The following is a 26267-nucleotide window of genomic DNA, read 5'->3' on the forward strand; positions in this document are numbered from 1 at the left end:
AATTTTCACTTCGATTTTCAATTCTGATCCTGCAACAATACCCGGGGCGAAACCAGCCTTATGCATCACGCTCGCTCAGCCTTGAATCCGGCCTCAATCCTGTTTTTCTGATCATAAATGGACTTTTTGAACTTAAAGCCTTAAATAGGTCTGAAATCTTGCGGCATCAGATTACTGAGCACACTTCTAAGCTCGCCGTCCTCTTTATAGGTCTTCTCTCCTGTATCCAGCTCACGCACCCGAATCCAGTCATAATCGCTGCCTGACTCGGTGGAAACAAATATCATTTTATCGCGGTCATCCATTTTAAGCTTATATCCCATATCTTCAAACATCTGCAGCAGATCTCTCTCCGTCGGAATCTTTCTGTCTTCCTGAAGGAAAATCAATCCTCTCAGAGGCTTAATACCATCCTTGTGATGTACGTCAAAATGAACAATACATTCCATGAAACTCATCTCCCTAATGTACTCTTGTTTTTCAGCATTCCCCTGTCCATCGGGCGCCATTCACTCATAGAAAAAGGCACGAGGCATGGCCAGGGTTTCCCGACCATTCCGTGCCCTAAGGAAAAACCGTTGCCTTACTACTTACTACGTGAGATTCACCTACTAGTAAGGCATTATTTATTACAACTTAGTGACATTCTTCGTTCCCTTGCTATAGTTGCTCCGAACCGCAATGCGGACACCACTTCGTTCCTTTGACCAGCACCGAGGAGCATATTTGGCACTTTACCGTTTGCCCCTCCGGATCGGATTCGGATTTTCTCGCATCAATTTCTACGGAAGCTGATCTGTCCGGATTGGGCAGGTCTCTATAGCTCTTATCGGCATACGAGTTACTATCATCCGGCTTACCAACGTTCTCCTTCCAGGTACGAATCCGGCGATCCAGTTCTTCCTGGCGCTCCCGTTCGCGCTCTAGCTGCTGCTTGCGGCGCTCATCGAGCTCATCGCTGTCTTCATCCTGCTCAAGAACCGATTTCAAAGGCAAATCCTCAAGTATCTGCGGCTTATAGACCATCGTCTCATCGGAAACCGCGCTCTCCTCCGCTTGAAGATCCTTCAGCCCGCCTGGATTGCGATCCGCAATCTGACCGCTGCTCTTCTCCAGCTTGCTCCCGCAATAAGGACAGAACAGCGCATCCTGAGCGATGCTCTTGCTGCAGGCTCCGCATAGCCGCTCATTCTTCAGCTCGGCGATCTTCAGACGAATTTCGTCCCGCTCTTCTACCAACAGATCGCAGGTTTTAGCCAGTTCCAGCATCTCTTTCTCAGCCTCTGACATATCCTTGATACGATATCCTTCGTAGAAAACCTCACCCATTTTTTGATAATACAGTCCCATTTCACGTTCAATATTTGAAATTTGTGTATTCAAACGTCCGATCTCTACAACATTTTGTGCCCGATCGGACATCTTCCCAGCACTATCCTTTATTTTTCTGAAGAAATTCATAATTCCATTACCTCCCTACACTACTTTCTGAAGCACTAAGCTGCCCATTAATTATGAAAACATCATAACAGATTTTTCTCCGCGGTGAAAACTGTACCTAAGTCTTGTTTTGATTTTGACAAGTTATTCAAGTTACAATAAAAGTAAGTCTATATTACCTGTGTTATGATCCGGCACCAAGACAATACGATCGATATATTATAGATAAGCCTGACTTATGGAGGTTATTCAAAAAGCCCGCTTCTCATGCCCTGGCTTTATTCAACTGAACCGTTTACTAAGAACGCATGCTGGAAACATAAGCCATGGTGTTGAAAATCGGCCATTTTGAATATGTACTTAAGAAAGAACGGAAGAGGCAAGAGAATTTAAAAATATAGGAGTAGATTACCCTGAACAAGCCTAACAGTAAAGATAATCAAAGTGTCCTGCAGAAGTTTAACCTGAAGGAATTGTATTGGGAAATCGATGAAGATGATCTGCGCAAATTCGAGGAATGGAAGAAGCTCCCTATACTTTATCAGCTTGCACTGGATGAATTGAAGAATAAGATCAAGCTTATTCAGACCGAATGGAAAATCGAGAACGGATACAGCCCGATCGAGCATATAAAAACGCGAATTAAAGAACCGAAGAGCATTATGGGCAAGCTGCAGCGCAAAGGATACGATATTACAGTCGACAACATGGTGAACAAAATTCACGATATCGCCGGAATGCGTATCGTCTTCTCCTTCGTTCAGGATATTTACAGTCTGCTGGAGCATCTCAAGCAAAGGGAAGACCTCTCGATTCTGGAGATTAAGGACTATATTGAGCACCCTAAACCCAATGGCTATCAGAGCTTGCATCTGATCGTGGCTGTGCCGCTTACTCTCCTGGAGGGACAGCGCTGGATGAAGGTCGAGATTCAGATGCGAACGCTCGCTATGGATTTCTGGGCCAGCATGGAGCATATTCTCTACTACAAGTATGAGAAGCAGGTTCCTTATCATGTTGTAGAAGAGCTTACCGAGGCGGCCAAAGCCGCCGATGCCCTGGACAAGAAAATGTGCGGGCTGCGCAAGGAAATCATGGGCAGCTCCAGCTCCGATCCGGAGCATTCGAATCCCCCTAAACTGCTGACTTAGCTGCAAAATCCGTTTCGTTAGCTTGACATCAATAAAAACAGCTGCAAGGGGCATACGCGCTCCCTGCAGCTGTTTGGCGTTCCGAGATTCCTGTGACTAGGCCAATCTTTAAGACTTGCTGGCCTGGAGCGGCTTGGCAAGCCGCTCCGCATTCCTGCTCGCTTGCTCTATCACAAGCGATAAGCCCTCCGCGACACCTGGAACGCCGGGAAGAAGCTGTATCCAGGGCTGTACCACGGGAGCCTGCGAGGCCAACCGCAGCGGGGTCAAGCTGACCTCTACATCATGAAGCTCAGGTCCGGGCTGATGCAGATGGCCGTTATGAGCCATCTCTGCCAGCCATTCTGCAAGATTCGCTTCGCCTTCCTTGCTTCGATACGCAGGTGTATCCAGACGGGCAGCAAAGCGCTTCAGCTCGGCCTCCGCATCCTTTCCGCCCAAACTGCTCGACCAGCAGTCCAGTACAGCATCCAATAAGGACTCTGCCGTCCAGCCGAGCCAAGCTAACCTATCTATCGCCGAGGCAGCCCTCCAGGAGCCTTCTGCAGTCTTCAAGGCCTCTTGAATATGATTGCAGCCGATTTGCCCGCAAGGGCAATCAGACTGGCTCACCATTGCGCTCAGTGGACGTTGAGGTTCCCTCTCCTCCGCATAAGGCATACGCAGCAGATCGGAGATGGCCTCGCCCCCATGCTCGCCAAGAGCAGCAAGCTGAAGGGAATCCCGCTTCAAATGATCAATCAGCCGGCCGCTGGCCTCTTCAATCGGCTCCCGAGGCAGCTGGACGACCCAGTGGTGCGGTTCGGGCTCTTGGAATAGAAATGTCATTCGAAAGCCTGCAGCCGTCCACTGAAATTCTATATTTTCATCTCTAATGCTCGCTACACTTTTCTTCATCACGGGTTCCCCCATTAAGACCAGCCCTGCAGGGCGATCAGATTTTGCAGCTCCTCATTCGACATTTCCGTCAACCAATGCTCGCCGGAACCTACAACCTGCTCCGAGAGGGCTTTCTTTCGCTCGATCAGCTCATCGATCCGCTCCTCCAGCGTCCCTTGGCATATCAGCTTATGAACCTCTACATTCTTCTGCTGGCCAATGCGGAATACACGATCCGTCGCCTGATTCTCGACAGCAGGATTCCACCAGCGATCATAGTGGATAACATGATTCGCCCGCGTTAGATTGAGGCCAACTCCGCCCGCCTTCAGCGAGAGCACAAACAACGAGGAGCCCTGCCCTTCCTGAAAATCATGCACCATCTGATCGCGATCCTGCTTGGCAACGCTACCGTGCAGAAAAAACGGCTTTTCTCCGTATCTCGCCAGCAGCTGCTCCTGCAGCAAATCTCCCATTTGTACATATTGCGTGAAAATCAGGGCCGATTCTTTATTGTCCAGAATAAGATCAAGCAGTTCGAACAGTCGATCCAGCTTCCCGGACCGTTCCGCGCGGGTCATTGCTCCCTTGATGCGGGCCCCGGCCAGATGCGGGTGATCGCAAATCTGCTTCAGCTGTGTCAAAGATGAGAGTACAATCCCCTTCCGGGCGATCCCCTCGCTGCCGGAGATTCGCTCCAGCAAGCCATCGGTGACCGCTTGATATAATCTGGCCTGTTCCACAGTCAGACTGCAATACGATTTCAGCTCGATCTTCTCTGGCAGATCCTTGCGGATGTCCGGGTCGCTCTTGAGGCGACGCAGCAGGAAAGGGGCTATCAGCTTCCGAAGTTTGCCCAGTTCGGCATTTTGCCGCTCTCCATTGCTTGTGAAGCGAGAACGGAACGAGGCATTTGAACCGAGATATCCCGGGTTTAGGAACTGGAAGATCGACCACAGCTCACTCAGCCGATTCTCCACCGGAGTCCCCGTCATGGCGATCTTATGCCCTGAATCGAGCTTCATGACGCTCTGAGCCTGCTTCGTACCGAAATTTTTAATATATTGGGCTTCATCCAGCACGATCGAGCTCCAGGATACCTCCCTCATCTCTTTAGCATCCCTGCCGGTCAATTGATATGTCGTGAGCACAATATCATGGCCCCGGCACGCCGCCAGGAACTTCTCCCCATGCAGCCGATGGCTTCCATGATGCACATATACACGCATTTGCGGAGCGAATCTGGCAAATTCACGCTGCCAGTTGCCCAGTAATGACGTAGGGCAGACAATCAGGCTTGGTCCTGCCGATGGATCAAGCCCCTCCAGCAGCACGGAGATAACCTGGATTGTCTTGCCGAGTCCCATATCATCGGCTAGCAGTGCCCCGAATCCTAGTTGGCGCATCGAGGCAAGCCAGCGAAAGCCCCTCTCCTGATAAGGGCGAAGCGTCCCGTTCAAAGAGGACGGAACAGGCACATCCGCTGGCTTCGACAGAAGTGCGCCATCGCCATTCAACAGCAAGGACAGCATCCCTTCCGCTTCTATCGCATCAACGGGAATACCGTCAAGTTCATAACCGTCATCCGCCGAAAGATGCATCAGTTCGCGAAAAGTCATCTCCCCTGTTTCCCGACGTTTCATAAACTTAAGCACCTGTTTGATCTCCTTCACGTCGATCTCGATCCATTCCCCGCGGAACAGAACGAGCGATGACTTCGAGGAGGCCAGCTCTGCCAATTCCGAATAGGTTAAAGGACTCTCGTTCAAAGAGGCCTCCGCTTCGAATTGGACTAACTTATCGATGCCAAGCTTTGACGCTTCAGGCTGAGCACCCCCACTGCCTTCCGACCATCCTTCAACTTTCAGCCGGACACCAACACGACGTCTGCCTTCCTTCGTCCAGCGTGTAGGCATTTGCACGGTGACCCCTTGCTTGCGCAGCAAGGATACTGATTTGCTCAAAAAAGTATACAGCTGCTGCGGATGCAAAATTACGGATTCGGGATGAGGACCGCCCATCGCTTCCCTGATCACAGCATCAATATGGGCCGCTTTGCTTAACCGCAGCAGCAAGTTTTGCTGGACATTCCGATATTCCCGTTCCAGAATCTCCATATCCCGTTCGGGGTAACTCCATATTAATCCCGCGGGCAGAAGCACCCTTGGGTCCTCCACGCCTTCGGCCCAAAATGACAGCTTCCACATCGGGCTCTTGCCCCCGTCTAAGGCGAGCTTTTCCTCACTGGATTCCTCAGGTTCAATGCGCAGACACAAGCGGAATGAACCCGAACCTTTGCCCCCCGGATTCTGATCCTGATCACGCGGAGGCACTCCCCCTGTATCCGTAATCTCCTTAATCATTTGTCCTATTTCCGCCACTGGGCCTTGCAGATTGGAGGGGGTGCCGCTGCCCAGCAGTTCATTCCACCATAACTCCGTCATAGGAGAATAACCTCTCCTATATCGAGCCCGCGCCGGATGCAAGCTCCGTCCGAGCTGTTCATTGCTTCTACGTACTTCATAATCAATCATCGCTGTCAAAAAAGAGTACAGCAGGGTCATTCGCCGATTCAGAATAGAACCTTCCTCCTGCGCTGACCCGAGCTGCACCGCAGCCAGACAAATCGGCGGCATCGCTTCGGCCAGTTGACGAAAGCGAGCTTCATCCTCCTGTGCGGTAAGAGACGGTACCCAAACCGACTGAGCAGACACCTGGCCCGTACGCCTTCGACCGCTCGCCGTTCCCAGCCTGATTCCGGGAGCTATTCTGCCGCGCAGCATCAAATCAAGCGCGAACAGGGCCGATTTACTCCAATAATCCATTTCACCGCCGGCTTGAACCTGCTGACCGGCTAATGCTGCCCCATCCCAATTCAACAGCATTTCCCATGTATCTTGAACCGAGAGGGCCAGGCCTTCCAGGGTCCTCCCGATCAATCCTTTGCGTTCTGTAGCACCAGGTCTAGCCTGCACGGCTGAGGCTACCGGATATCTTACCTCCGCCAGCCGCAGGGCGGCTTGCTGAAACGGCCGGATCCCCGGCTCCAGCGTGAGCCGTCGTATAGCGGCTGTCCAGGCATCTACTCTGGCCTCCGAGATCTCCCCGGAGAAACAGAACATAACCTCACCAAGCCATATTCCAAAAAGACGTTGATTCATGCTGATCTCCCGCCATTTCTTAGTACCAAACATTCCCCATCCTTACTATCTTATACGAAAAACAGGCTAATATAAACTTGATTCAAACTTATAAATCCATTTTGTGCGTGTTAAAATTCTGACTCTCAGCCCTCGAAGCTTAGGCTTCCAATGCGCGTTATTTACAAAATGCTTTGGATGGATGAAGTTGGCTGGCAGTATTGCTTCGTGCTAAAAATAAAATAATAAAAAAATCCGGGATGAGAAGGCGGCCCAGCTTCGGCCCCCTTTACATCCCGGCTCTCATTTCAAATCTGTTATTTCATAGCGATGACTTCGATCTCAACCAGTCCGTCCTTTGGTAACCGGGCTACTTCAACAGCGCTTCTTGCCGGATAAGGCTCGGCGAAAAATGAACCATAAATTTCATTAACCTTGCCAAAATCATTCATGTCCTTAAGGAATACGGTGGTCTTCACAACCTGGTCCAGACCGGAGCCTGCCGCTTCCAAAATCGCGCTCACATTCCGAAGCGACTGGGTTGTCTGTGCCTCAATGCCCTCCGCCAGCTGTCCTGTCTCCGGAATCAATCCAAGCTGCCCTGAGGTAAATAGGTAGTCACCAACTTGTACAGCTTGAGAATAAGGGCCGATCGCCCCGGGCGCCGATGCTGTTGCTATCGTCTGTTTTGCCATTTCAACCCCGCCTTTTCATTAATTTTCAATTATTGTATCCACTAACTGGTGTCTATGGCAACCCTACATTTCCTTCTCGGCTGCAAACTTGTTATTATAGTGCTATCGACTTTATTTTATCAGTATAATTCAAAGTTCAAAAAGGTCGGTTTCAGCACCGGGACTTAGGCTTCCATGATGTGCGTTTTAACTATTGAATGAAGCCTTGGCCTGAGTTGGCGAAGCTATATGTTTTCCAAGAAAACAACTCAGATCAGGTTTTCTTATCCAAAAAACTTTTGAACAATCTCTATAAGGTGGTGTATTCTTGCGGCAGTTTCTATCCAAATCCTATTTGCGAGCTTTATTATTCTCGGCTTCTGTTGGCGTGATGGGTTTATTCTACGGCTTGCTTAATCATGGAGGACACCCTGTTCATGTCCTCTCCTCACCCATTGATGATCGCCTGCCGCTTATACCGGCTATGGCTATTCCCTATATAGGCTGGTATCCCTATATCATCATCGGCCTCTTATATCTCTGTCTTAAGGACAGATCGGCCTACTACCGTACCCTGATTGTTATGAATATCGGGCTGATCGTCTGCTATCTGATCTATTTCTTTTACCAGACGACGGTCATACGTCCCGAGGTAATTCCGGACCGCTGGGACCGGAAGCTGCTGGTCGACTTTGTCTATGGCGTGGACAACCCGTACAACTGCTTCCCAAGCATTCATGCCCTGCACTCCTACGTTATAATGAGGGGAGCCTTGGCTGCGAAAACGATGCGCAAATCCGTTAAAGCCGCCTTCGTCATCGGGGCGATGACAATCATCGCATCAACGCTTTTGGTCAAACAGCATGTCATCTACGATGCATTGGGCTCCATGCTGCTTGGAGAGATTGCATTTATCCTCGTTACGAAAGTATGGAACTCTTATTCTCGTTCACGACAATCGCTCCTGCAGGCTTCGCTTAACAAGCCGCCCCGCCCTGAGCGAGACATTAATTTATGAAGCGTAGATATAAGAAAAACAAGTCCTTATGTGCTAAGGACTTGTTTTTCTTATATCAGGCGAATGTTCATCGAAACCGTCTTTTCGCATTTTCTCGACGAACAGTGTGACAAAATAAGGGTCCCACTGCGTCCCCCGGCCTTCCTCCAGGATATTTAAGGCCATCTCTCTATCCAATCCAGCGCGATACGGACGATCCGAGGTCATGGCGTCAAAAGCGTCTGCAACTGCGATGATCCTTCCGAACAGAGGGATATCCTCTCCCTTAAGGGCATCGGGATAGCCCCTGCCGTCGTATCGTTCATGGTGCGATCTTACCCCTGGCAAAATCAGAGCCATAAAGCTTGCAGGCTCAACCTGTCTCAATATCGTCTCTCCAAGCACCGGATGATCCTTGACCTGCTCCCATTCCTCGTCGGTCAGCTTGCCTTCTTTTAACAGTACAGAATCACGGATTCCGATCTTTCCGATATCATGCAGCAGGGCTGATTTGCGCAGTTCATTGATTTCTTCTTCACTCAGTTTGGCCAGCCTGCCGATCAGCACTGCATAATCCGCTACACGCAAGGAGTGTCCTGCGGTATACAGGTCCCTTGCATCCAGCGCAGCAGCTAAGGTGGCGAAATAACTCTCCACCAGCTGGTTGTTCCGGGCATGCTGTACATTGATTCCGCGCAACATATGATTAAATCCCCATATGAGACGAGAGAACTCATCGGAGAAGAGGTCGCTGGCACTCGTATGCGTATAGCCGATTTGCACATCGGACATCCGTTCATATAAATGCTGGATCGGCATGACAATCTCGCGAGTCAGCAATCGGGAACCGATGAATGAGAAGCCCAGTCCTAGGGTCAGCACCCCGATCGCCCAGGACCAGGAGGTCACTTTGCCTAACTCCCAGCCCTCTATCCCGAATTGAACGGACAGGCTATAGAGCAGCAGCGGGAATGCCCCCATCAGGAAGAAGCTCCATCTTAACTTGCGCTTCAACGGAAAGAATACTCGCCCACCGAGCGATAGTTCCTTGCCGAACTGTGCATAAGACCGTGCGGACAGTTCCAGCAGAACCGGACGAATAAAATAATAGGTCGAGTAAAATTCGATTAACGTGTGCATACCGACAATCAATACCCCAGTAACAAAGACCAGCACGATGTAATAATAAGGAATCGACAGTTTCCCCAAGCGGATGAATAGTACGGTTAAACCGACCATAGGCAGCATCAAGCCGAATAAATGAGGGCCAATGATCCGTTTGACGGAAAGCTCCGGGAAGCGATGTGTACGATAATAGACGTTCTGATAGGTTTGATAGCTCTCTATTTCTTCATGAAAGGCCATTTTGATGGGTCTTAGCTGAAGCCTGAAGACAAGCCATTCCAGGACCAGCATGCTGCATGTGGATACCACCAGGATGCCTATAATAATCTGACTTTCCTGACGTTCCAGACTGAATGGCATAAATATCATTAACCCACCAGCGGTTGCGATGGCTAACACAGTACCTATTGCATACATAAACAGAAGACGAGAGACGAATGTCTTATATATCGTCAAGGGAATGTTCATTCCTTCCATGTTTACTTGCCATCTTCTTCCTTTATTTATCGGCAAATGAGGGCCAACTTTTCATAACTGTATGCAAATAAAAAAAATCGTTTGTATAATAATACGGTAAGGACTAATAAAATCATGGAGGCAGGCTATGGATCTCACAACTATGACAAATTCCATCGTAATCCTACTGGCCAGCCTGTTGCTTATCGGTGTCTTCGCAACCAAATTTTCATCCCGCTTTGGCTTGCCCGCACTCGTATTCTTTATTGCTGCAGGAATGGTTCTCAATCGATTCATCTATTTCGATAACGCATTCTTGGCTCAACTGGTCGGAACCTTCGCCTTGATTGTCATCTTGCTGGGGGGCGGGATGCAGACGAAATTCCAAACGATCAAACCCGTTATCCCTACCGCGTTGTCACTGGCCACGTTCGGAGTCATTATCACCACGGTTGTTATCGGCATCTGCGCGATGTATATTCTTGATCTTTCCCTGGCGGAGGCGCTGCTGTTCGGCGCTATTGTTGGATCAACGGATGCGGCTGCGGTATTCTCTGTACTTAGCGGCAAAAATATTAAAGAACGCATCTCTTCGACGCTGGAAGCGGAGTCCGGCAGCAACGACCCTATGGCTGTCTTTCTTACCGTTACGCTCATTGAATGGATCGATCGGCCCGATCACGCGATCCTGCCGCTAATCTTCAACTTTATCCGCGATATGGGACTGGGGCTAGTATTAGGTCTTCTCCTCGGCTGGATCGCTGTAAAGACCATCAACAATATGAACTTCAATTCTGCCGGCCTCTATCCGGTGATGGCTATTGCCTTCTCGATTCTGACCTACGGCGTTACCGCCTTACTTCATGGCAGCGGACTGCTCGCTGTATATGTCATGGCCCTCGTGCTGGGGAATAGCGATCTGACCCATCAGCAGTCGATTCTGCAATTTAACGAAGGCTTTGGCTGGATCATGCAAATTACGATGTTCACCCTGCTCGGACTGCTCGTCTTCCCAAGCCAGCTGCCGACAATAATGCTTCCGGGCCTTGCCCTCTCTATGCTGCTCATGTTCGTCGCCCGTCCGATCGGGGTATTTCTCAGCACGCTCTTCTCCAAACTCCCTTTCAAAGAGAAAATACTGCTATCCTGGTCGGGACTGCGCGGGGCTGTTCCGATTGTATTGGCTACATATCCGCTGATGAGCGGACTGCCTCATGGTGCGTTATACTTCAATGTCGTCTTTTTCGTCGTACTTACCTCCGCGGTCATTCAAGGGGCAACGATCTCTCCCTTGGCCGAGAGACTTGGTCTAACCGACGCAACGAAGCGCCCGAATTACTCCCTGCTTGAACTTGTCGCACTGGGCAAGACAAAAGCCGAGATCAACCATTTATATGTTCTTCCGGAAATGAGTGTCGTCGGCAAAGAATTGCAAGAACTCGATCTGCCGGAGGAGGCGCTTGTCACGGCAGTCATTCGCGGTGAACAGATTGTGACCCCACGCGGCAATACAACGATTTGTGCCGGTGATACACTTTATGTACTTGGACCGAAGGCGCTTCGAGAGAAGATCAAAAAGATTTTTATATAAAAACGATCATCGCTTAACATGAAGAATTAGCCTATAATTCGGAAAGCTTCTATTAAATGGAGAAAAAATCTTCGTCCTAAAAATATTTAAAAAATAAATTAAAAAATTATTTAAAATCAAAGTAATCGTTTCCAACCCCTGAATAGTGCGGTATGTCTGATTTTGTCCGCATATGGGGGGTTGTTTTATGTCACATACTCAGTGACATTTTTCACATTGCAACGTATGTTTATATGCTAAAATTCCATCGAACAAAGCTTTTGTGATTACATTCACTAAGCCTGGGATACTACATCCCAATGCTTCATTATTAAAATGTCCAAAACATTTTAATATAAATCTTAAATACAAACTGGAGGTCATTATCATGAAAAAAGCTTCTATTATCTTGCTTAGCAGCGTATTGTTGCTCGGTCTCCTTGCAGGCTGCGGCTCTAGCAACAAGAACGATGGCGGCAATGCAGCAGCAGGTAACACAACTACGAACAACAGCAGTAACAATGCAGGTACTAATGCAGAAGCAGGCACTTATAAAGATGGTGTATACTTCGCCAAAGGTGAGGTTGACGAAAGCTCTGGTTGGCAATCCATCATGACCCTGACTGTATCCGGCGGTAAAATTACCGATGTGAAATGGAATGGAATCAGCGAGAAGGCTCCTGTAGACAAGATCACTTATTCTAAAGACGGCAAATATGGCATGAAGGCTGGCGGTGCTTCTTCCGAATGGCACGAACAAGCTGAAGCACTCGATAAATTCCTGATTGAAAAACAAGACCCGGCAGCGATCACTTTGACTGATGAAGGCAAAACGGATGCTGTATCCGGCGTATCTATCCATGTGGGAGATTTCGTTAACCTGGCAAAAGCTGCTCTTGATGCGGGTCCGGTTGAAGTAGGTCCTTACAAAGACGGAACTTACCATGCTGAAGGCGACGCTTTTGGAAAGACTGGCTGGAAAGATACAGTGGATATCGTTGTAGCTGCGGGTAAAATTGTAAAAGCTAACTTCAGCGGTGTAAACGAAGCTGGCGAAGACAAGAAACAAGCTTCCATGGATGGCAAATACGACATCAAATCTGCTGGCGGTCAAGCTGACTGGCATGAAGAAGCAGCAAAAGCTGAGCAATACCTCGTTGAAAATCAAGACTCTTCTGCTCTGGCATTCAACGAAGAAGGCAAGACCGATGCAATCTCCGGTGTATCGATCTCTGTACAATCGTACTACGACTTGGCTAACAAAGCGCTTGAACAAGCAAAATAAGGCAATGCAACAATTCGCCTTGTGCGATTAATTACTATATAAGAAGGTGACCCTTTTGAAGAAAATTGTCGTTCTTGGCGGCGGTTACGGCGGCGTTACGACATCCAAACATCTTGCGAAACTGTTCAAGAAAGATAAAGATGTTGAGATCCAACTGATCGATCGCAATCCTTACCACACTCTGCTAACTGAATTGCATGAAGTTGCAGCAAACCGGGCTCCAGAAGATTCGGTAAAAATTGAGCTGAAGAAAATCTTCCAAGGCCAAAAAGTAGATGTCGTGCTCGATTCCATCGACAGAATCGATTTCAATGCCAAACAGCTTCACTCGGCTAACAACACCTACAAATACGATTATCTCGTCATCGGTACTGGTTGTAAGCCTACCTTCTTCGGCATTCCAGGCGCTGAAGAGCATTCCCTCACATTGTGGTCCTATGAGGATGCCGTTCGTCTGAAAGATCAAGTTCGCCGCATGTTCAGCGAAGCTGCTAAAGAGACGAATGCTGCCAAACGGAAAAAAATGCTCTCCTTCATCGTTGTGGGTGCCGGGTTTACCGGTGTGGAACTGATCGGTGAATTGGCGGAGTTCCGCGATGAGCTCTGCAAGGAATTCTTCATTGATCCTAGCGAGGTTAAGCTTACTGTTGCCGATATGGCTCCAAAGATCCTGCCTATCCTTCCGGATAAGCTGATCGAAAAAGCAGCTAAACGTCTGCAGAAGATGAACGTTGATATCGTTACAAGCGCTAAGATCACAGGCGTTAAACCATCCAGTGTTGTTCTGGGCGATAAAGAACTTGAAGCGGACACCATCGTATGGACCGCTGGTGTTGAAGGTTCTGAGCTCGTTGGCAAGCTTGATGTGAAGCAAGAAGGCCGTAAACGGATCGTTACGAACGACAAGCTTCAAAGCGTAGATCATGAAAATGTCTACATCGTAGGGGACAATATCTTCTATATTCCGGAAGGCGAGACTCGCCCTGTACCACAGATGGTTGAGAACGCCGAGCAAGCAGCACCGGTAATTGCTCACAACATTCATGCTGATGTGCATAACAAACCGAAGAAATCCTACAAACCTGGCTTCCACGGTACGATGGTATGTATCGGCAGCCGTTACGGCGTAGCGAATGTCGGCATGCCGAACAAGATGTTCATGGTTAGCGGATTCCTGGCTATGTTTTTCAAGCACATGATCAATATGTACTATTTGTTCACCGTATGCGGTTTTAACAAAGTATGGACTTATATGATGCACGAGTTCTTCCATGTGAATAATCGCAGAAGCTTTGTGGGCGGACACTTCTCCAAGCGGTCGCCGAACTTCTGGCTCTTGCCGCTGCGCATCTTCGTAGGCTACAAATGGCTGGAAGAAGGTATTGATAAGCTGCCTAAGATCCTCAAGGATCCGAACAACATCTTCCTGATCCCTGCTTCCACCAAGGCTGGCGACGCAGTATCTGCCGCAAGTGAAGCCGCAGGCGCAGTAACCCAAACCGTAGATGCCCAATCCGCAGCATCCGCTGTAGAAAGTGCTTCGACTGCAGTCACGGCTCTGCCGGTACCGGATTTCATCAAATCTATTGTGAACTGGTTCATGGATATTTTCTTCTACACTTCGGATGGCGGTTATACTGCATTAGCTACCGTATTCCAATTCTTCATGGTGTTTGCAGAAATTGGGATCGGCATTTGCCTCATCCTCGGCCTGTTCACCGCTGTATCGTCGGCAGTCACGGTTGGCCTGGGCGTTATGATCTGGTCCTCCAGCATGGCTTCGACAGAAATGCTGTGGTACATGACTGCAGGCGTTGCTCTGATTGGTGGTTCCGGCAGCATGTTCGGTCTCGACTACTATGTTCTCCCATGGCTTAAGAAACAATGGAAGAAGATCCCGCTCGTTCGTAGATGGTATCTATATACGGACTGATCTTCCTTAATCAGCAATAGCAAGCAATAGTTCGTATTAGAGTAATGTGCGCCTGCCGTACATTACTCTAATTTTTAACATCGCTTTATCCAATGGATTCACCTAACTGATCATGGCATTTCCCTGCATAATTTCCTATCTAAGTGTCTAGCTTACTTACATGATAACGATGTTGCTGTTATATATACTCCAAGCTGGAGTATGCCAAGTCGGTGTCAAGCTCCCTGCAATCTTACCTGCTATTTAAGCGAGTGTTCAAAGAGGCCCATTATCAGCACCGAGAAGGTTGGATGATGCTAGGGACTGAGGAGCAGAGCCTGCGTAGTTTGTACGTAAGCACCTGAAATGTTTCCAGAGGAAACATAACAACTTCGTAAGCATATGCTTAGGCCCAGCGAAATTCAAGATTCGATGCCGGTAACGCTTCCCGCTTTGCTTCGTATTAGATATAGACTTTATAAGTCATCCAGCTGTGCTGATGGAATTCTATATCGCAAGAAAGCCTATCTTATATATCGCGGTCGCTTTTTCTTGAACTGACTTCGATCTGGTTTTCTTATTAAAAGTGGACTTTTTGAACAACCTCTTTAAGGAGTGTGCCCTATGGAAACGAAGCTCGTTCAAGATGCTTGTCTTTTGTTGCAGGGTGAAATTTCGCCCGAATCTGGCATTCGCCTCGAATTACGACAAGAAGACATTCTGCCTATGGTCAGAGTTCTGGATCAGTACGAACTCACTCCTGTCCGCAAGCAGCGTCACTTGTCTATTTACATCGCAATCAAGTTCGCTCTTCAGAGCCATGCAGCCTCTGACGGCTGTACCGGCGAGATGCTAACGCGCAAAGTACTGAACGGCGACTATCTATATAGTCTGTATGTCCAATTATGCCTGAAGTGGGAGGAGTTCGACCTTCTCACCCATTTGGCCCCCATTGTTAAGCGGATCCAAATCAAACATGTAGAAGGGACTCCCAAAGATATGCTGCTGATCGAAGGCTGGGAATGGTTCCTGCAGCTCGAAGGGAATTGTGCCAGAGCGATCCAAGCGATCTAATCTTGGTTGCCCTCCTTGCTGCGGCAAGATGTATTTTCACTCAGAGGAGAGGATCATCATGAAGCTTGATGAGGCATTAGGTATCTCGCTGCGGGCGGTAGACCGTGAGATCCAGAACATCGTCAAATACGACAGTGACGTTCCACGCTCCTCGATGCTGGCGCAGAGCATTATCGGCCAACTGCGCTCCGGTGGCAAGCGAGTTCGCCCTTTAATGGTCATTGTCGGTAGCCGATTCGGCAAACCTCAGGATAAGCGTAAGATCTGGCAGCTGGCAGCAGCAGCCGAATTTATTCATGCCGCTTCATTAATCCACGATGATATCATCGATAATTCACCGCTAAGGCGCGGCCAACCAGCACTTCACGTTACACTTGGCGTCAATGAGGCGCTGCATGTTGGCAATTATATGTCGGCGCGAGTCGTAGAGTTAATCTCTACATATTCCGCAGAACGTGAGCGATATGCTTACGATCTGTCCTCCTTAGTTACGACTCAGCTATGCATAGGTGAATATCAGCAATTGACTCATTTATACGATTATGGGGTTACCATCGAAGAATACATCGAGAAATCAAAGAATAAGACAGCGCAGCTTATGGCTGCCTGCCTTCGGATCGGTGCTCTCGCCGCCGGTGCGGATGATGTTACGGCTGATTTGCTTTACAGCTTCGGAGAGAAGCTCGGCATCTCATTCCAGATTCGCGATGATATTCTTGACTTTACTCAATCTTCCGAAAAGCTTGGCAAGCCTGCCGGAAGCGATCTGCGGCATGGTCAGGTTACACTGCCGGTGTTGTTCGCTCTTCAGAATGAGGTTCTCGCCCCGATGATAAGAGCCGTGTCTGCCGATACTTCGCCTCACTTGATCGATCCCGTCATCACTGCCATTCAGCAGTCCGATGCGCTGGCTAAGACGGAGCAGCTGAGCAATCGCTACCTCGACGAGGCCGCTGACATAATCGATCAATTAAGCGAATATCCGGCTCACAAGGATCTGCAAGTCCTTCTTCGCTACTTCGGCGGTCGAGATCACTAATACTAGGTAAGTGTCCCATTCATCAAGTTTCTAAAATTAAAAAGCGGATTTCCTTCATGTAATACATAAGGAAATCCGCTTTTTGGTTTTCACTGCATCGTATCTACAGCAAGAAAAAGTCCCCCATCGTACAGAACAAAATAACCATGCTGATGACCTGATTCAGGTTATAAGACGCGATGTTCATCCGCTTCCGGTTCGACGGCTTAATGATCTTATGCTCTACCATGAGCAGCGCGATCGCGATGACGATCCCGAGTATATATAGCCAGCTTAAATGGCGGATCGGGATCAAGGCAATGAGCAGCAGCACCATAATGGCATGGAGACCGGCGGCAATTCGCAACCCATTTTTCAGACCGAAGAAGCTCGGAATCGACCATAGCCCATGGCTGCGGTCAAAGTCGATATCCTGCGAGCCGTAAATAATATCGAACCCGGCGATCCATAACATCACGACTGTCCCGAGAATGAACGGGGTAAAGGCGAACTTCCCGGTCACGGCAAACCAGGCTCCGATTGGCGCTGAAGCGATAGAGAAGCCAAGGTACAGATGGCTGAGAAATGTAAATCGCTTCGTATATGAATACGATGAGATCAGAAAGATAGCTACCGGCGATAAAATAAAGCAGAGCGTATTCAGCATTGCGGCAGCAAATATAAAAATAGCGTAATTGACGACGACAAACACCAGAACTTCCTTGGCATCAAGCAGCCTTCTTGGCAAATGGCGATGCGCTGTTCTCGGATTCTGCTCATCAAAGACACGGTCTACGACGCGATTGAAGGCATTTGCCCCGTTTCTGGCAGCTATTAATGCAATCAGTCCCCAAAGTATGATACGGCTGGAAGGAAGCCCCTCAGCGGCCCATATCATGGAGATGATGGCAAACGGCAGCGAGAACAGGGTATGCGAGAACATCACCAGTTCCCCATACAGTTTAATCTTTGAGCCGATTTTTCTGGCGTACTCCATAATGTTCACTCCCCCTCATATTCCATAACGTGCGCCAACAAGAGCGCCATGATACGAAATGGAATATTTCCTGACTCTAGCTCAATGCAACCCGCAGTGAAGAACGCAATGCGTTAAGCATTTCTTCAACATCCTGCGCTGTAATCACAAGCGGTGGCTGGAAGGCCAAAACGTTGCGGTGCACCCCATTCTTGCCGATAATGAAGCCGCGGTCCTTCATTTCCTCAAGCACCTCATCAACGAGAACAGCACCTCGTGCCGGCTCGTCAGCACATAACTCAGCCCCGATCATGAGGCCGGCTCCGCGCACATCCGATAGGTCTGCATACTGCTCAGCAAGCTGCTTCAGTCCTGTCAGAAGCTGTTCTCCAAGCTTCAGCGAATGCTCTGCCATATGATTGGCTTCAATATAGTCGAGCACAGCCAGACCGGTTACAGACGATACCGGGTTGCCGCCAAATGTAGAAGCCGACGGACGTGTAAAGCTTGCAGCAATCTCATCTGTAGAAGCAAACGCTGCGATCGGGATGCCGCTGCCCAGCGCTTTGGCCATGGTGATAATGTCCGGAACAACGCCCCAGCGGCTCATCGCGAACATTTCACCCGTTCGGCCAAACCCGGTCTGAATTTCATCATCAATCATCAACACGCCATATTGCTCCAGCAGCGTCTTCACTTCAGGGAAATACCAGTCTGGGGGCACGATGATCCCGCCATTGCCTTGAATCGGTTCTACGAGCATGGCCGCGATCGTATCACCTTTCTCGGCCAGAACAGTCTTCAAAGCGTCGATTGAACGACGGGCCGCCTCATCAAGACTAATTCCATATTCATAAGGACGAGGAATGAAGGTTACCTCCTCTGCGCCCGGCTGCGCTAATTGCGGGTCAGCCCGCCACATGCTCAGTCCGGTTACGCTCATCGTCAAATACGTACGACCGTGCAGGCTCTGCTCCAGTGCGATGAAGCCCTTCCGTCCGGTATGGAGACGGGCCAGCAGCATCGCGCCTTCATTCGCTTCCGAGCCGCTGTTCACGAAGAAGGTTCTGCGCAGCTGGCCAGGAAGCACTTCGGACAGACGCTCCGCAAGATCGACGTTCGGCTGGGTCAAATACAGCGTACATGTATGCTGCAGTGTCTTCATTTGTTCAGCAGTACGTGCAGCAATCTCAGGGTTGCAGTGTCCACTGGCACAGACCGATACACCGGCAAAAAAATCGGTATATCGTTTGCCATCATGCCCGTATAAATATTGCATCTCGCCTTTGACAATCTGCGGCGGATTGCGATAGAAATAGCCCGTGCAAGGATAGAAATATTGTCTGCGTTTGTCCAGAACACCCTCTGGTCCGATATATTGATGCATACTTTCATACCCCTTCCGATTTGATCTCTCACTTCTATATGAGGCGTTCAGAAAGTCACATTGGGTCACGCCTCTCAAAACTTTGAATAAATTGTGAAAATTTTCTCATAAATTCCGTCGGATTTCCTAGACCGAGGCTGGCTCCTGCTGCGCTGTCGCGTTCGTATCTTCCATTCCGCGACTCTTGCCAATATCCCCACCATCAAATTGCAGAGCTCCCAATGTGTAACCGGCATATACCGGACTCATTTCGGCGAAGCGCGTTTCTGATGTATCCGGATTGGCAATGGCAGCTTTATATGCGCTGACAATCCGCTGCAATTGCTCTGGCCTGTAGGTGGCTCCTTCAATCCGGAATACAGAAAGCCCTGCTTCAATCAGCTCACGAACAACCGGCATCAGGTTCAGCTCTTTAGCCATCATCAGATGGCAACGGCCGTACACATCACGATATACCGGATTCTCGCCCTTATCCGTCTTCATCACGAGAATATTGTTGCTCACAAAATGGTTCTCTTCCTCGCCGATTGGCTGGAATATCTCAGTGTTCTCGTACAGATCATGTTCCATATACATCATCGCTGGAGAACCATGCACGATCGCCTCGATTGGAAGTTCCGTATGATCCAGCAATGCGGCCAGATCGTTCAACGGCAGCTCCAACGATGCCGTCAGCCGCTCTACTCCAAGCCGATGGTAGAACTCGGCCGAAATACGGTTATAGACATTCAGATTGAAGTCCCCAATCAATGGGTAACCCGCGTTCGCAAATTTATGGATAGCACCGAGATTTGTGACCATAATGCCATCGATAGGCAACCGGTCGCCAGCAATTAATCCTGCATACATTTCGAATTGCAGTTCATCCATCATACGCGGCAAGCAGAGATAGATCTTCGCCTTGCCTTTGCTCTCGGCCAATTCATGGATTTCCGCTTTAGTAAAGGCATGATCCGGTTCAAATACATCTCCCGACAAGTAAATATGATCCGCACCTGCTGTAAGCGCCGCCTTAGCTTGAGCCATATTGTTCACATGAACCGATACTTCGGCTGCCGCCTTCGAGGGTTTGCGCACCTCTGCCAATTTACCGCGGATATCGGCCACTCGCTTCTCGCTGAGTTCTCTCTCGGCAGTTGGAGTACTGAATACTTTGCCCGTACTGTAGAACTTGCCTGTTCCTTCATAACGCTTGTTAATATTCGATAATCCGGGTCTGCCAAAGGCATAAGCCGTTGAGAAATCCCGCTTGCGATTCTCGAAGAGCAGCTTCGAGTCCCGTGTCCGTTCGAACCCAATCGGATCGGCTATATAGCGATCAATCGCGTCTCCGTAAGCATTGACCAGCATCAGTACAAATTCGGTATCACGCATGCGGCCTTCGATTTTGAAAGAGGTGATTCCGCCATGAATCAGCTCAGGTATGTGCTCATACATATACATATCTTTAACCGCCAGAGGGTATTCGGCAGGATAGACGTATCCATCCTTTTTGATGCGATAATCCCAGCGGCATGGCTTCATGCATTTCCCCCGGTTACTGCTCATCCCGAACACCATGGAGCTGAAATAACAGTTAGCCCCATGCACCGAACACATATCGCCATGAACGAAATATTCGATCTCAACCCCCGTTGCAGCTTGCAAATAACGAGTGTTCTGCAGGTCCATTTCCCTTGAAGCAACCACTCTTGTTACTCCCATGTCTTGCAGCGCCTTAACCATCTCGATATTGTGCACATTCATCATCACTGAGGAATGGACTGTCAGCGACAGATTCATCTCCTTGATTAATTCCAGAATAGCAAAATCCTGAACAATCAAGGCGTCCGGACCTGCACTATCGAGGAATTTCAAGTAATCGCGAGCCTCGTCGAGCTCATTTTCATTCAGCAGGTTGTTCACCGTAACATATACTTTTTTACCTAGTGAATGTGCGATTTGGGCAGCCTCTACAATCTCTTCCCGCGTGAAATTATAACCTTTGCGCATCAGGCGCATGTTCAAGCTGGGTCCACCGAAATATACCGCATCGCAGTTGGCTTGAATCACTTCCTTGAAAACCTCGAATGTCCCCACCGGCGCGAGTAGTTCAACTTCTTTTCCATTAAAATAACGTGCCATGATGTTTCCCCTCCAGCCTAAATATGTTTATAGAGAGCAACCTCTTATATGAATCGGTATGTCAGCACAACCACAACCAGAAGTACATAGCTCAGGACAAACCAGGTATCCTGGGCCCGCCAAGTAAGCAAATGATATTCCGATCGCGGTGCCCCGACGATATAACCTCGTGATTCCATCGACAGTACTAATTCCTCCGCCCGGCGGAAGGCGCTCACCGTTACCGGCACGAGCAGGGATAACAGCAGCTTCCCCTTTTCCTTCCACGGCAGTTCTTTAATATCTGCGCCGCGTGCAGCTTGTGCTTTAAGTATTTTGTGCGTCTCATCAAGAATGGTCGGGATGAAACGCAGCGAGATGCTCATCATCAGCGTTAGGCGTTGCGTCTTGATGCCAAGCTTCTGCAGCGGCTTCAATACACCGTCCAATCCTTGATTAAGCAAGCCCGGCGTCGTCGTAAACGTAAGAATCGCCGTAAAGGACACCAGCAGCGCCATTCTGGCGGCAGCGATGAATCCGCTCTTCAGACCTTCGGTATAGAGCACCCATCCGCCAATTCGCAGAACGGCCTCTCCCCCCTCGATCGTTAAGCTCTGGACGATAAAGATAAAAACCATAAGTACCCATAGCGGCTTGGCAGCTTTCACAAAATACTTCAATGGAATCTGCGTCGCCAGCATATACACCAGCGAGAACACCGCTGTCAGCAGCAGCATCCACCATGAATGAACAGCGATAACTGCGATCAGATAGAGAATCATCCCTGTAATCTTGGCCCGTGGATCAAGCTGGTGAATTGAAGATCCGGTATCGATACAGCGCCCGAATAATAGCTTATCCCGCATCGTCAGCCCCTCCTCCTTCCGGCGGATGAGCCTTATATAATCCAGCTAGCCGTTCGGCGAGCGCTTCAGCGCTAAAGCACGGCTTTTCATGCTCCAGACCAAACCTTGCCGCAAGCTGGCTCCAGATGCGGATACACTCCGGAAGAGCGAGTCCCGCCTCAGATAGGCGATGCTCCTCGCAAGCCAGCTCTGACGGCGATCCCTGGAATATGGTTCGTCCGTCCTTCATCACGATCCAGGTATCCGCGTAGGGCAGCATTTCTTCAATGCGATGGGTAACGACGATGACCGTCTTCCCCTCTTCACGCTGCAGCTTAGCGAGAAGCTGCGCAAGCTCTGCCCGGCTCTGCGGGTCAAGCGTGGCCGTCGGCTCATCCAGAGCGATGATATCGGGCTCCATCGTGAGAATCGAGGCGATCGCCACCTTGCGCATCTGTCCGCCGCTTAGGTGGAATGGATTACGAGGCAGGAACGAATCATCCAGTCCTAATAGAGCTAACGCCCGGCTGGCCCGTACCTTCGCTTCCTCCAGCGGAACCCCGAAGTTCAACGGTCCAAAGCAAAGGTCCTTCTCGACGGTGTCCTCAAACAGCTGCTGCTCGGGGAATTGAAATACAAGTCCTACGCGCCTCCGCAGCTTACTTAATGGTCCTTTATCTCCAGGCCCAATTGTGAAATCTAGCACTTGCACTCTTCCAGCGGTAGGCTTCAAGATTCCATTGAGGTGCTGGAGCAGCGTAGATTTGCCAGATCCCGTCATGCCGGCAATGCCTACAAAGCTGCCAGAAGCAATCGAGATGCTGACATCCTCTAATGCGCCATGTCTCCATAGACTGCGATCATCATAAGCAAAGCTTACTTGCTCGAAATGAATTGCCATAGCTGCTCGCTCACCTCCTCGATGTCATTGCCAGGCCCCAGTGCAATGCCCCGTCTGCTCAATTCCTGGAACAGTCGAACTCGAAACGGGGCAATCAGCCGACAGGAAGCTAATAGTTCCTCGGCTTCAAACAGTTCCATCGGGCTTAGATCCGCTGCGACTCCCCCATCCTTCAGCACGATCGCTCTATCAGAGGCCAGTATCTCTTCTGCGTCATGTGTTATTGAGATAATTGTATATTCGCCGCTTGTGCTCATTTCTCTCATGATAGACTGCAGCTCTCCACGCGCCTTTTCATCCAACATCGAAGAGGCCTCGTCAAAGATAACGATATTCGGCTCCATGGCCAATATCGCAGCAACGGCCACCCGTTGCTTCTGGCCTCCGGACAATTCCGCCGGGTGCTTGGACAACAGATGACCGATTTCTAACTTCTCGGCGTAATGTTTTACTCGTTCCACCATTTCTTCTCGAAGCAAGCAACGGCCCTCCAAGCCGAAGGCAATATCCTCTTCCACCGTCGCACCGATAAACTGATTATCCGGGTTCTGAAATACCATCCCGATTTTCGGCCTGATTTGGGCAATCGTGTCCTGGTTCAGCTCAGTTCCTTCTACATAAATCTTGCCTGTGTTTGCGGCCAGCAGCCCTCCAAGCAATTTCGCCAGAGTCGATTTCCCGCTGCCATTAGCTCCAACCAGAGTCACCCAGCTCCCAGCTGCAATTCGCAGATCGATATCACTCAGAATTTGCTGCTGCGGATGATAGGCAAAGGACACTTGCTGTAATTCATAAGCCAGTATTGTGTCTCTCATTTCTCTCTCTCCTTTTCAGCCTTCTCATAGCAATCAGCGCCAAGCACCTGACCGACCACAGCTGCTATGCTAGAAATCCTTCGAACAAGGACAATTTCGATAAGGAAGGAACCAGATATCTAACGGCAATACCTACTGCAATCCCTGTAAGTACCCCCATAATCAGCAGCATCGGCAAATAGTAGAATATTTTCGTCGTATTGAAGTAAATACAAGCAGCGGTCAGCTGCCCGATGTTATGAGCGATCCCGCCGACGATGCTAATTCCGATGAAGCTCAGCTTATCGCGCCCGATTAGCAATAGGAACCACATCGCCACAAAGCTGAACAAAGCCCCCATGATGCTAAATAAGAAGCTTGAGAAGGTGCCGAGAATAAAGGCGGTCAGCAAAGTCTTAAGCAGCACCATCATCATGGCATCCCGAGCCCGCAAGAAATAGAGACAGGTTAACACCATAATATTTGCAAGTCCCAGCTTAGCGCCGGGTACACCCATATTGAGGGGAATCAAGGATTCAACCAGGCTTAGAACAACAGCCACCGCAGCAAAGATTGCTACGATCACTGTTCTTTTAAGCGCGATATTAGATTGTTCATTTAACCGTTGCATCGATACCATCCTCCTCTGACGGGCCTTCGATCTCGACCATCAGTTTATGCGGAAGACAGATAATCGTACCTCCCGTCCGATCCACAAATCCGAAGGAAAGACATACTTTATCGGGGCAATCCGCATCGATCATTTCAATACCGTAATCATGAACTTTCAAAATATTAAGCCCATGTTCATTTTTCACTTCAATGGTTTGCTCTTCTTGAGTAAGAGTTACCTCTTTAAATAATTTCCCATCCACCGTAATTTTAGCAGTCCGAAGTTCGTTGTGATTTTTTTCACTTGCATCTCGATCGAACCATCGTGGAATAATAAAGGCCAAAGCAATAACTACAACTAATCCGATCAGCAGAAGATCTCCGCGTTTCATGTGCAACTCCTTATTTCCTTATTTTTTGATAATATAAATCTTAGATGAACTCATTATACATGTAACTTTCATCACAGAAGTGTGATAATTGTCTCATCCCTTGCCTTTTCACAAAAAAATCATTTAAAATTGAAGAGATTTTTAATTGTGAAAATTTGTACTTTTAGTACCGTGCCATTTCTGCTACAATCAAGGACGATAAAAGACAGGCAGAAAAGAGGTTAATCCGATGAATATGAAGAAAGCCGCTATTTTACTGGTAACGATGTCTCTCGCCGGTTCCCTGTTAGCAGGCTGCGGCAATTCGGGAAATAGCTCAGCTCCCGGTTCCAGCAGCGAGACGCAGGATCAAACCGTTGAACCTATGAAAGAAACCTACTTTATCTTTGATACGGTAGTTAATATCAAGATTTATGATCATCGGGCTACCAAGAAAAATCTCGATGAAATCGGAGAATTGCTCAAAGAGATCGACGGCCAGATCAGCAGAAATAACGAGAACAGCGAAATATACAAGGTGAATGCGAATGCTGGTATTGCTCCAGTACAAGTGTCCAAGGAGACTTTCGATCTTGTCGCCTACGCTGTCGATTATGCCAAGCGTTCGGAAGGATTGCTGGACCCAACGATCGGCAGGCTTGTCGCCCTGTGGAATATCGGCCATGAAGGCGCCCATGTCCCCGCTCCCGAGGATATCGCCGCCATGCAAAAGCTGTGCGACTATCATAAGCTGGAGCTGAATGAAGCCAAACACGAGCTGTACCTGACGGAAAAGGGCATGGATATCGACCTGGGTTCCTACGGCAAAGGCTACGCCGCTGACCGCGTATATGACTATTTAGCGGATCAAGGCTTCCATAGCGCGATTATCGACCTTGGCGGCAACGTTTTTGCCATGGGACAGAAGCCCGGAGGCAAGGATTGGAACATCGGCATCCAGGATCCTGATCAAGAGCGCGGCAAACCGATCGGCTTCGTTCCCGTGAATGATAAGACGGTTGTTACCGCGGGGATATACGAGCGTTACTTCATGGAAGACGGCAAAATGTACCCACATATCCTTGACCCCAAGACAGGCTATCCCGTCGATAACAACATCAGTAGCGTAACGATCATTACCGACCGTTCGACCGATGCTGATACGATGGATACCGCCCTCGTTCTTATGGGTGTAGAAAAAGGACTGAAGTTTGCCGAGAGCATTCCCAACACCGAGGTTCTGTTCATTACCAAAGACAAGAAGCTGTATGCTTCACCCGGATTTAAAAAGCTGTTGAACAAGACAAATGATAGCTACACCTATGCCAACTAAAACAAATGGGCTTACTTTAAGCCACTATCTGATTATACACTATCCCGGCGGTTCTTCTACACTGCCGGGAATTTTATATTTAATCGCCCCTCTCTAGACCGATTGCCTTGAGGTCATCTGTACGTTTCCATGCAAATCACTCCATCATACAATGCATTACCACTGAAGGGAGGAATTCAAGCATGTATTCACAACATTGCTGCCATCGTGAACCAAGACCCAAA

22 protein-coding genes are annotated in these 26267 nt (G+C 49.0%); 8 read left to right on the plus strand and 14 right to left on the minus strand.

Features of this window, described 5'->3' with window-relative positions; genetic code table 11:
• Positions 1–140: 140 nt before the first annotated feature.
• Together DMN77_RS22715 and DMN77_RS22720 are read right to left on the minus strand one after the other, a co-directional pair.
• Positions 141–449 (minus strand): hypothetical protein, encoded by a 309-nt coding sequence (locus DMN77_RS22715; RefSeq protein WP_068779586.1) that lies wholly within the window; start codon positions 447–449, stop codon positions 141–143.
• A 211-nt stretch (positions 450–660) separates the two neighbouring features.
• Positions 661–1461 carry a zinc ribbon domain-containing protein gene (locus tag DMN77_RS22720; RefSeq protein WP_179016372.1) on the minus strand — a complete coding sequence of 267 codons (801 nt, stop codon included), beginning with the start codon at positions 1459–1461 and terminating at the stop codon, positions 661–663.
• Between the two features lie 392 nt (positions 1462–1853).
• Between DMN77_RS22720 and DMN77_RS22725 the strand changes: the two genes are divergently transcribed.
• Positions 1854–2591 (plus strand): GTP pyrophosphokinase, encoded by a 738-nt coding sequence (locus DMN77_RS22725; protein ID WP_179016393.1) that lies wholly within the window; start codon positions 1854–1856, stop codon positions 2589–2591.
• A gap of 108 nt (positions 2592–2699) precedes the next feature.
• On the opposite strand, the gene DMN77_RS22730 is transcribed toward DMN77_RS22725, so the two are convergent.
• The 3 genes from DMN77_RS22730 to DMN77_RS22740 form a co-directional block, all read right to left on the minus strand.
• Positions 2700–3488: a hypothetical protein gene (locus tag DMN77_RS22730; RefSeq protein ID WP_179016373.1), complete on the minus strand. Its 789-nt coding sequence runs from the start codon at positions 3486–3488 to the stop codon at positions 2700–2702.
• Between the two features lie 14 nt (positions 3489–3502).
• Positions 3503–6631 (minus strand): DEAD/DEAH box helicase, encoded by a 3129-nt coding sequence (locus DMN77_RS22735; protein ID WP_068779683.1) that lies wholly within the window; start codon positions 6629–6631, stop codon positions 3503–3505.
• A 296-nt stretch (positions 6632–6927) separates the two neighbouring features.
• Positions 6928–7305 carry a RidA family protein gene (locus DMN77_RS22740; protein ID WP_179016374.1) on the minus strand — a complete coding sequence of 126 codons (378 nt, stop codon included), beginning with the start codon at positions 7303–7305 and terminating at the stop codon, positions 6928–6930.
• Between the two features lie 307 nt (positions 7306–7612).
• On the opposite strand from DMN77_RS22740, the gene DMN77_RS22745 reads away from it, so the two are divergent.
• The gene (locus tag DMN77_RS22745; RefSeq protein ID WP_068779582.1) at positions 7613–8302 is read left to right on the plus strand and encodes a phosphatase PAP2 family protein; all 690 of its coding nucleotides are present in this window, start codon (positions 7613–7615) and stop codon (positions 8300–8302) included.
• Between the two features lie 33 nt (positions 8303–8335).
• On the opposite strand, the gene DMN77_RS22750 is transcribed toward DMN77_RS22745, so the two are convergent.
• The gene (locus tag DMN77_RS22750) at positions 8336–9883 is read right to left on the minus strand and encodes an HD-GYP domain-containing protein (protein WP_256872555.1); all 1548 of its coding nucleotides are present in this window, start codon (positions 9881–9883) and stop codon (positions 8336–8338) included.
• 127 nt (positions 9884–10010) lie between these two features.
• On the opposite strand from DMN77_RS22750, the gene DMN77_RS22755 reads away from it, so the two are divergent.
• The 5 genes from DMN77_RS22755 to DMN77_RS22775 all read left to right on the plus strand — a co-directional run bounded on the left by DMN77_RS22755 (position 10011) and on the right by DMN77_RS22775 (position 16742).
• Positions 10011–11453 carry a potassium/proton antiporter gene (locus DMN77_RS22755; RefSeq protein WP_068779581.1) on the plus strand — a complete coding sequence of 481 codons (1443 nt, stop codon included), beginning with the start codon at positions 10011–10013 and terminating at the stop codon, positions 11451–11453.
• A 367-nt stretch (positions 11454–11820) separates the two neighbouring features.
• Entirely contained in the window at positions 11821–12717 is an 897-nt protein-coding gene (locus tag DMN77_RS22760; RefSeq protein WP_068779580.1) for an FMN-binding protein, read from the plus strand.
• A gap of 55 nt (positions 12718–12772) precedes the next feature.
• Positions 12773–14650: an FAD-dependent oxidoreductase gene (locus DMN77_RS22765; protein WP_179016375.1), complete on the plus strand. Its 1878-nt coding sequence runs from the start codon at positions 12773–12775 to the stop codon at positions 14648–14650.
• Between the two features lie 603 nt (positions 14651–15253).
• A complete protein-coding gene (locus DMN77_RS22770; protein WP_179016376.1) occupies positions 15254–15703 on the plus strand; it encodes a hypothetical protein in 450 nt (149 codons plus the stop codon).
• Between the two features lie 58 nt (positions 15704–15761).
• The gene (locus DMN77_RS22775; RefSeq protein WP_179016377.1) at positions 15762–16742 is read left to right on the plus strand and encodes a polyprenyl synthetase family protein; all 981 of its coding nucleotides are present in this window, start codon (positions 15762–15764) and stop codon (positions 16740–16742) included.
• A gap of 103 nt (positions 16743–16845) precedes the next feature.
• Here DMN77_RS22775 and DMN77_RS22780 read toward each other — a convergent pair whose 3' ends face one another.
• From DMN77_RS22780 to DMN77_RS22815, 8 genes are all read right to left on the minus strand, one after another.
• Positions 16846–17718 carry a UbiA-like polyprenyltransferase gene (locus DMN77_RS22780; protein ID WP_068779576.1) on the minus strand — a complete coding sequence of 291 codons (873 nt, stop codon included), beginning with the start codon at positions 17716–17718 and terminating at the stop codon, positions 16846–16848.
• 76 nt (positions 17719–17794) lie between these two features.
• The gene (locus DMN77_RS22785) at positions 17795–19084 is read right to left on the minus strand and encodes an aspartate aminotransferase family protein (protein WP_179016378.1); all 1290 of its coding nucleotides are present in this window, start codon (positions 19082–19084) and stop codon (positions 17795–17797) included.
• A gap of 126 nt (positions 19085–19210) precedes the next feature.
• On the minus strand, positions 19211–21208 hold the full coding sequence (locus DMN77_RS22790; RefSeq protein WP_179016379.1) for a peptidase U32 family protein: 1998 nt from the start codon (positions 21206–21208) through the stop codon (positions 19211–19213).
• Between the two features lie 44 nt (positions 21209–21252).
• A complete protein-coding gene (locus DMN77_RS22795; RefSeq protein ID WP_068779573.1) occupies positions 21253–22053 on the minus strand; it encodes an energy-coupling factor transporter transmembrane component T family protein in 801 nt (266 codons plus the stop codon).
• Positions 22043–22933, minus strand: coding sequence for an energy-coupling factor transporter ATPase (locus tag DMN77_RS22800; protein ID WP_179016380.1), 891 nt, complete (start codon positions 22931–22933; stop codon positions 22043–22045). The genes DMN77_RS22795 and DMN77_RS22800 overlap by 11 nt, the downstream gene beginning before the upstream one ends.
• A complete protein-coding gene (locus tag DMN77_RS22805; protein ID WP_179016381.1) occupies positions 22909–23748 on the minus strand; it encodes an ATP-binding cassette domain-containing protein in 840 nt (279 codons plus the stop codon). Before DMN77_RS22805 ends, DMN77_RS22800 begins: the two co-directional genes overlap by 25 nt.
• Before the next feature lie 64 nt (positions 23749–23812).
• Positions 23813–24358: a Gx transporter family protein gene (locus DMN77_RS22810; RefSeq protein WP_068779570.1), complete on the minus strand. Its 546-nt coding sequence runs from the start codon at positions 24356–24358 to the stop codon at positions 23813–23815.
• The gene (locus DMN77_RS22815) at positions 24342–24731 is read right to left on the minus strand and encodes a NusG domain II-containing protein (protein WP_068779569.1); all 390 of its coding nucleotides are present in this window, start codon (positions 24729–24731) and stop codon (positions 24342–24344) included. Before DMN77_RS22815 ends, DMN77_RS22810 begins: the two co-directional genes overlap by 17 nt.
• Positions 24732–24960: 229 nt before the next feature.
• Here DMN77_RS22815 and DMN77_RS22820 point away from each other — a divergent pair, with 229 nt between their 5' ends.
• The gene (locus DMN77_RS22820) at positions 24961–26043 is read left to right on the plus strand and encodes an FAD:protein FMN transferase (protein WP_179016382.1); all 1083 of its coding nucleotides are present in this window, start codon (positions 24961–24963) and stop codon (positions 26041–26043) included.
• Positions 26044–26267: the final 224 nt, after the last annotated feature.

Source organism: Paenibacillus sp. 79R4, assembly GCF_013393165.1.
Classification (GTDB): domain Bacteria; phylum Bacillota; class Bacilli; order Paenibacillales; family Paenibacillaceae; genus Fontibacillus.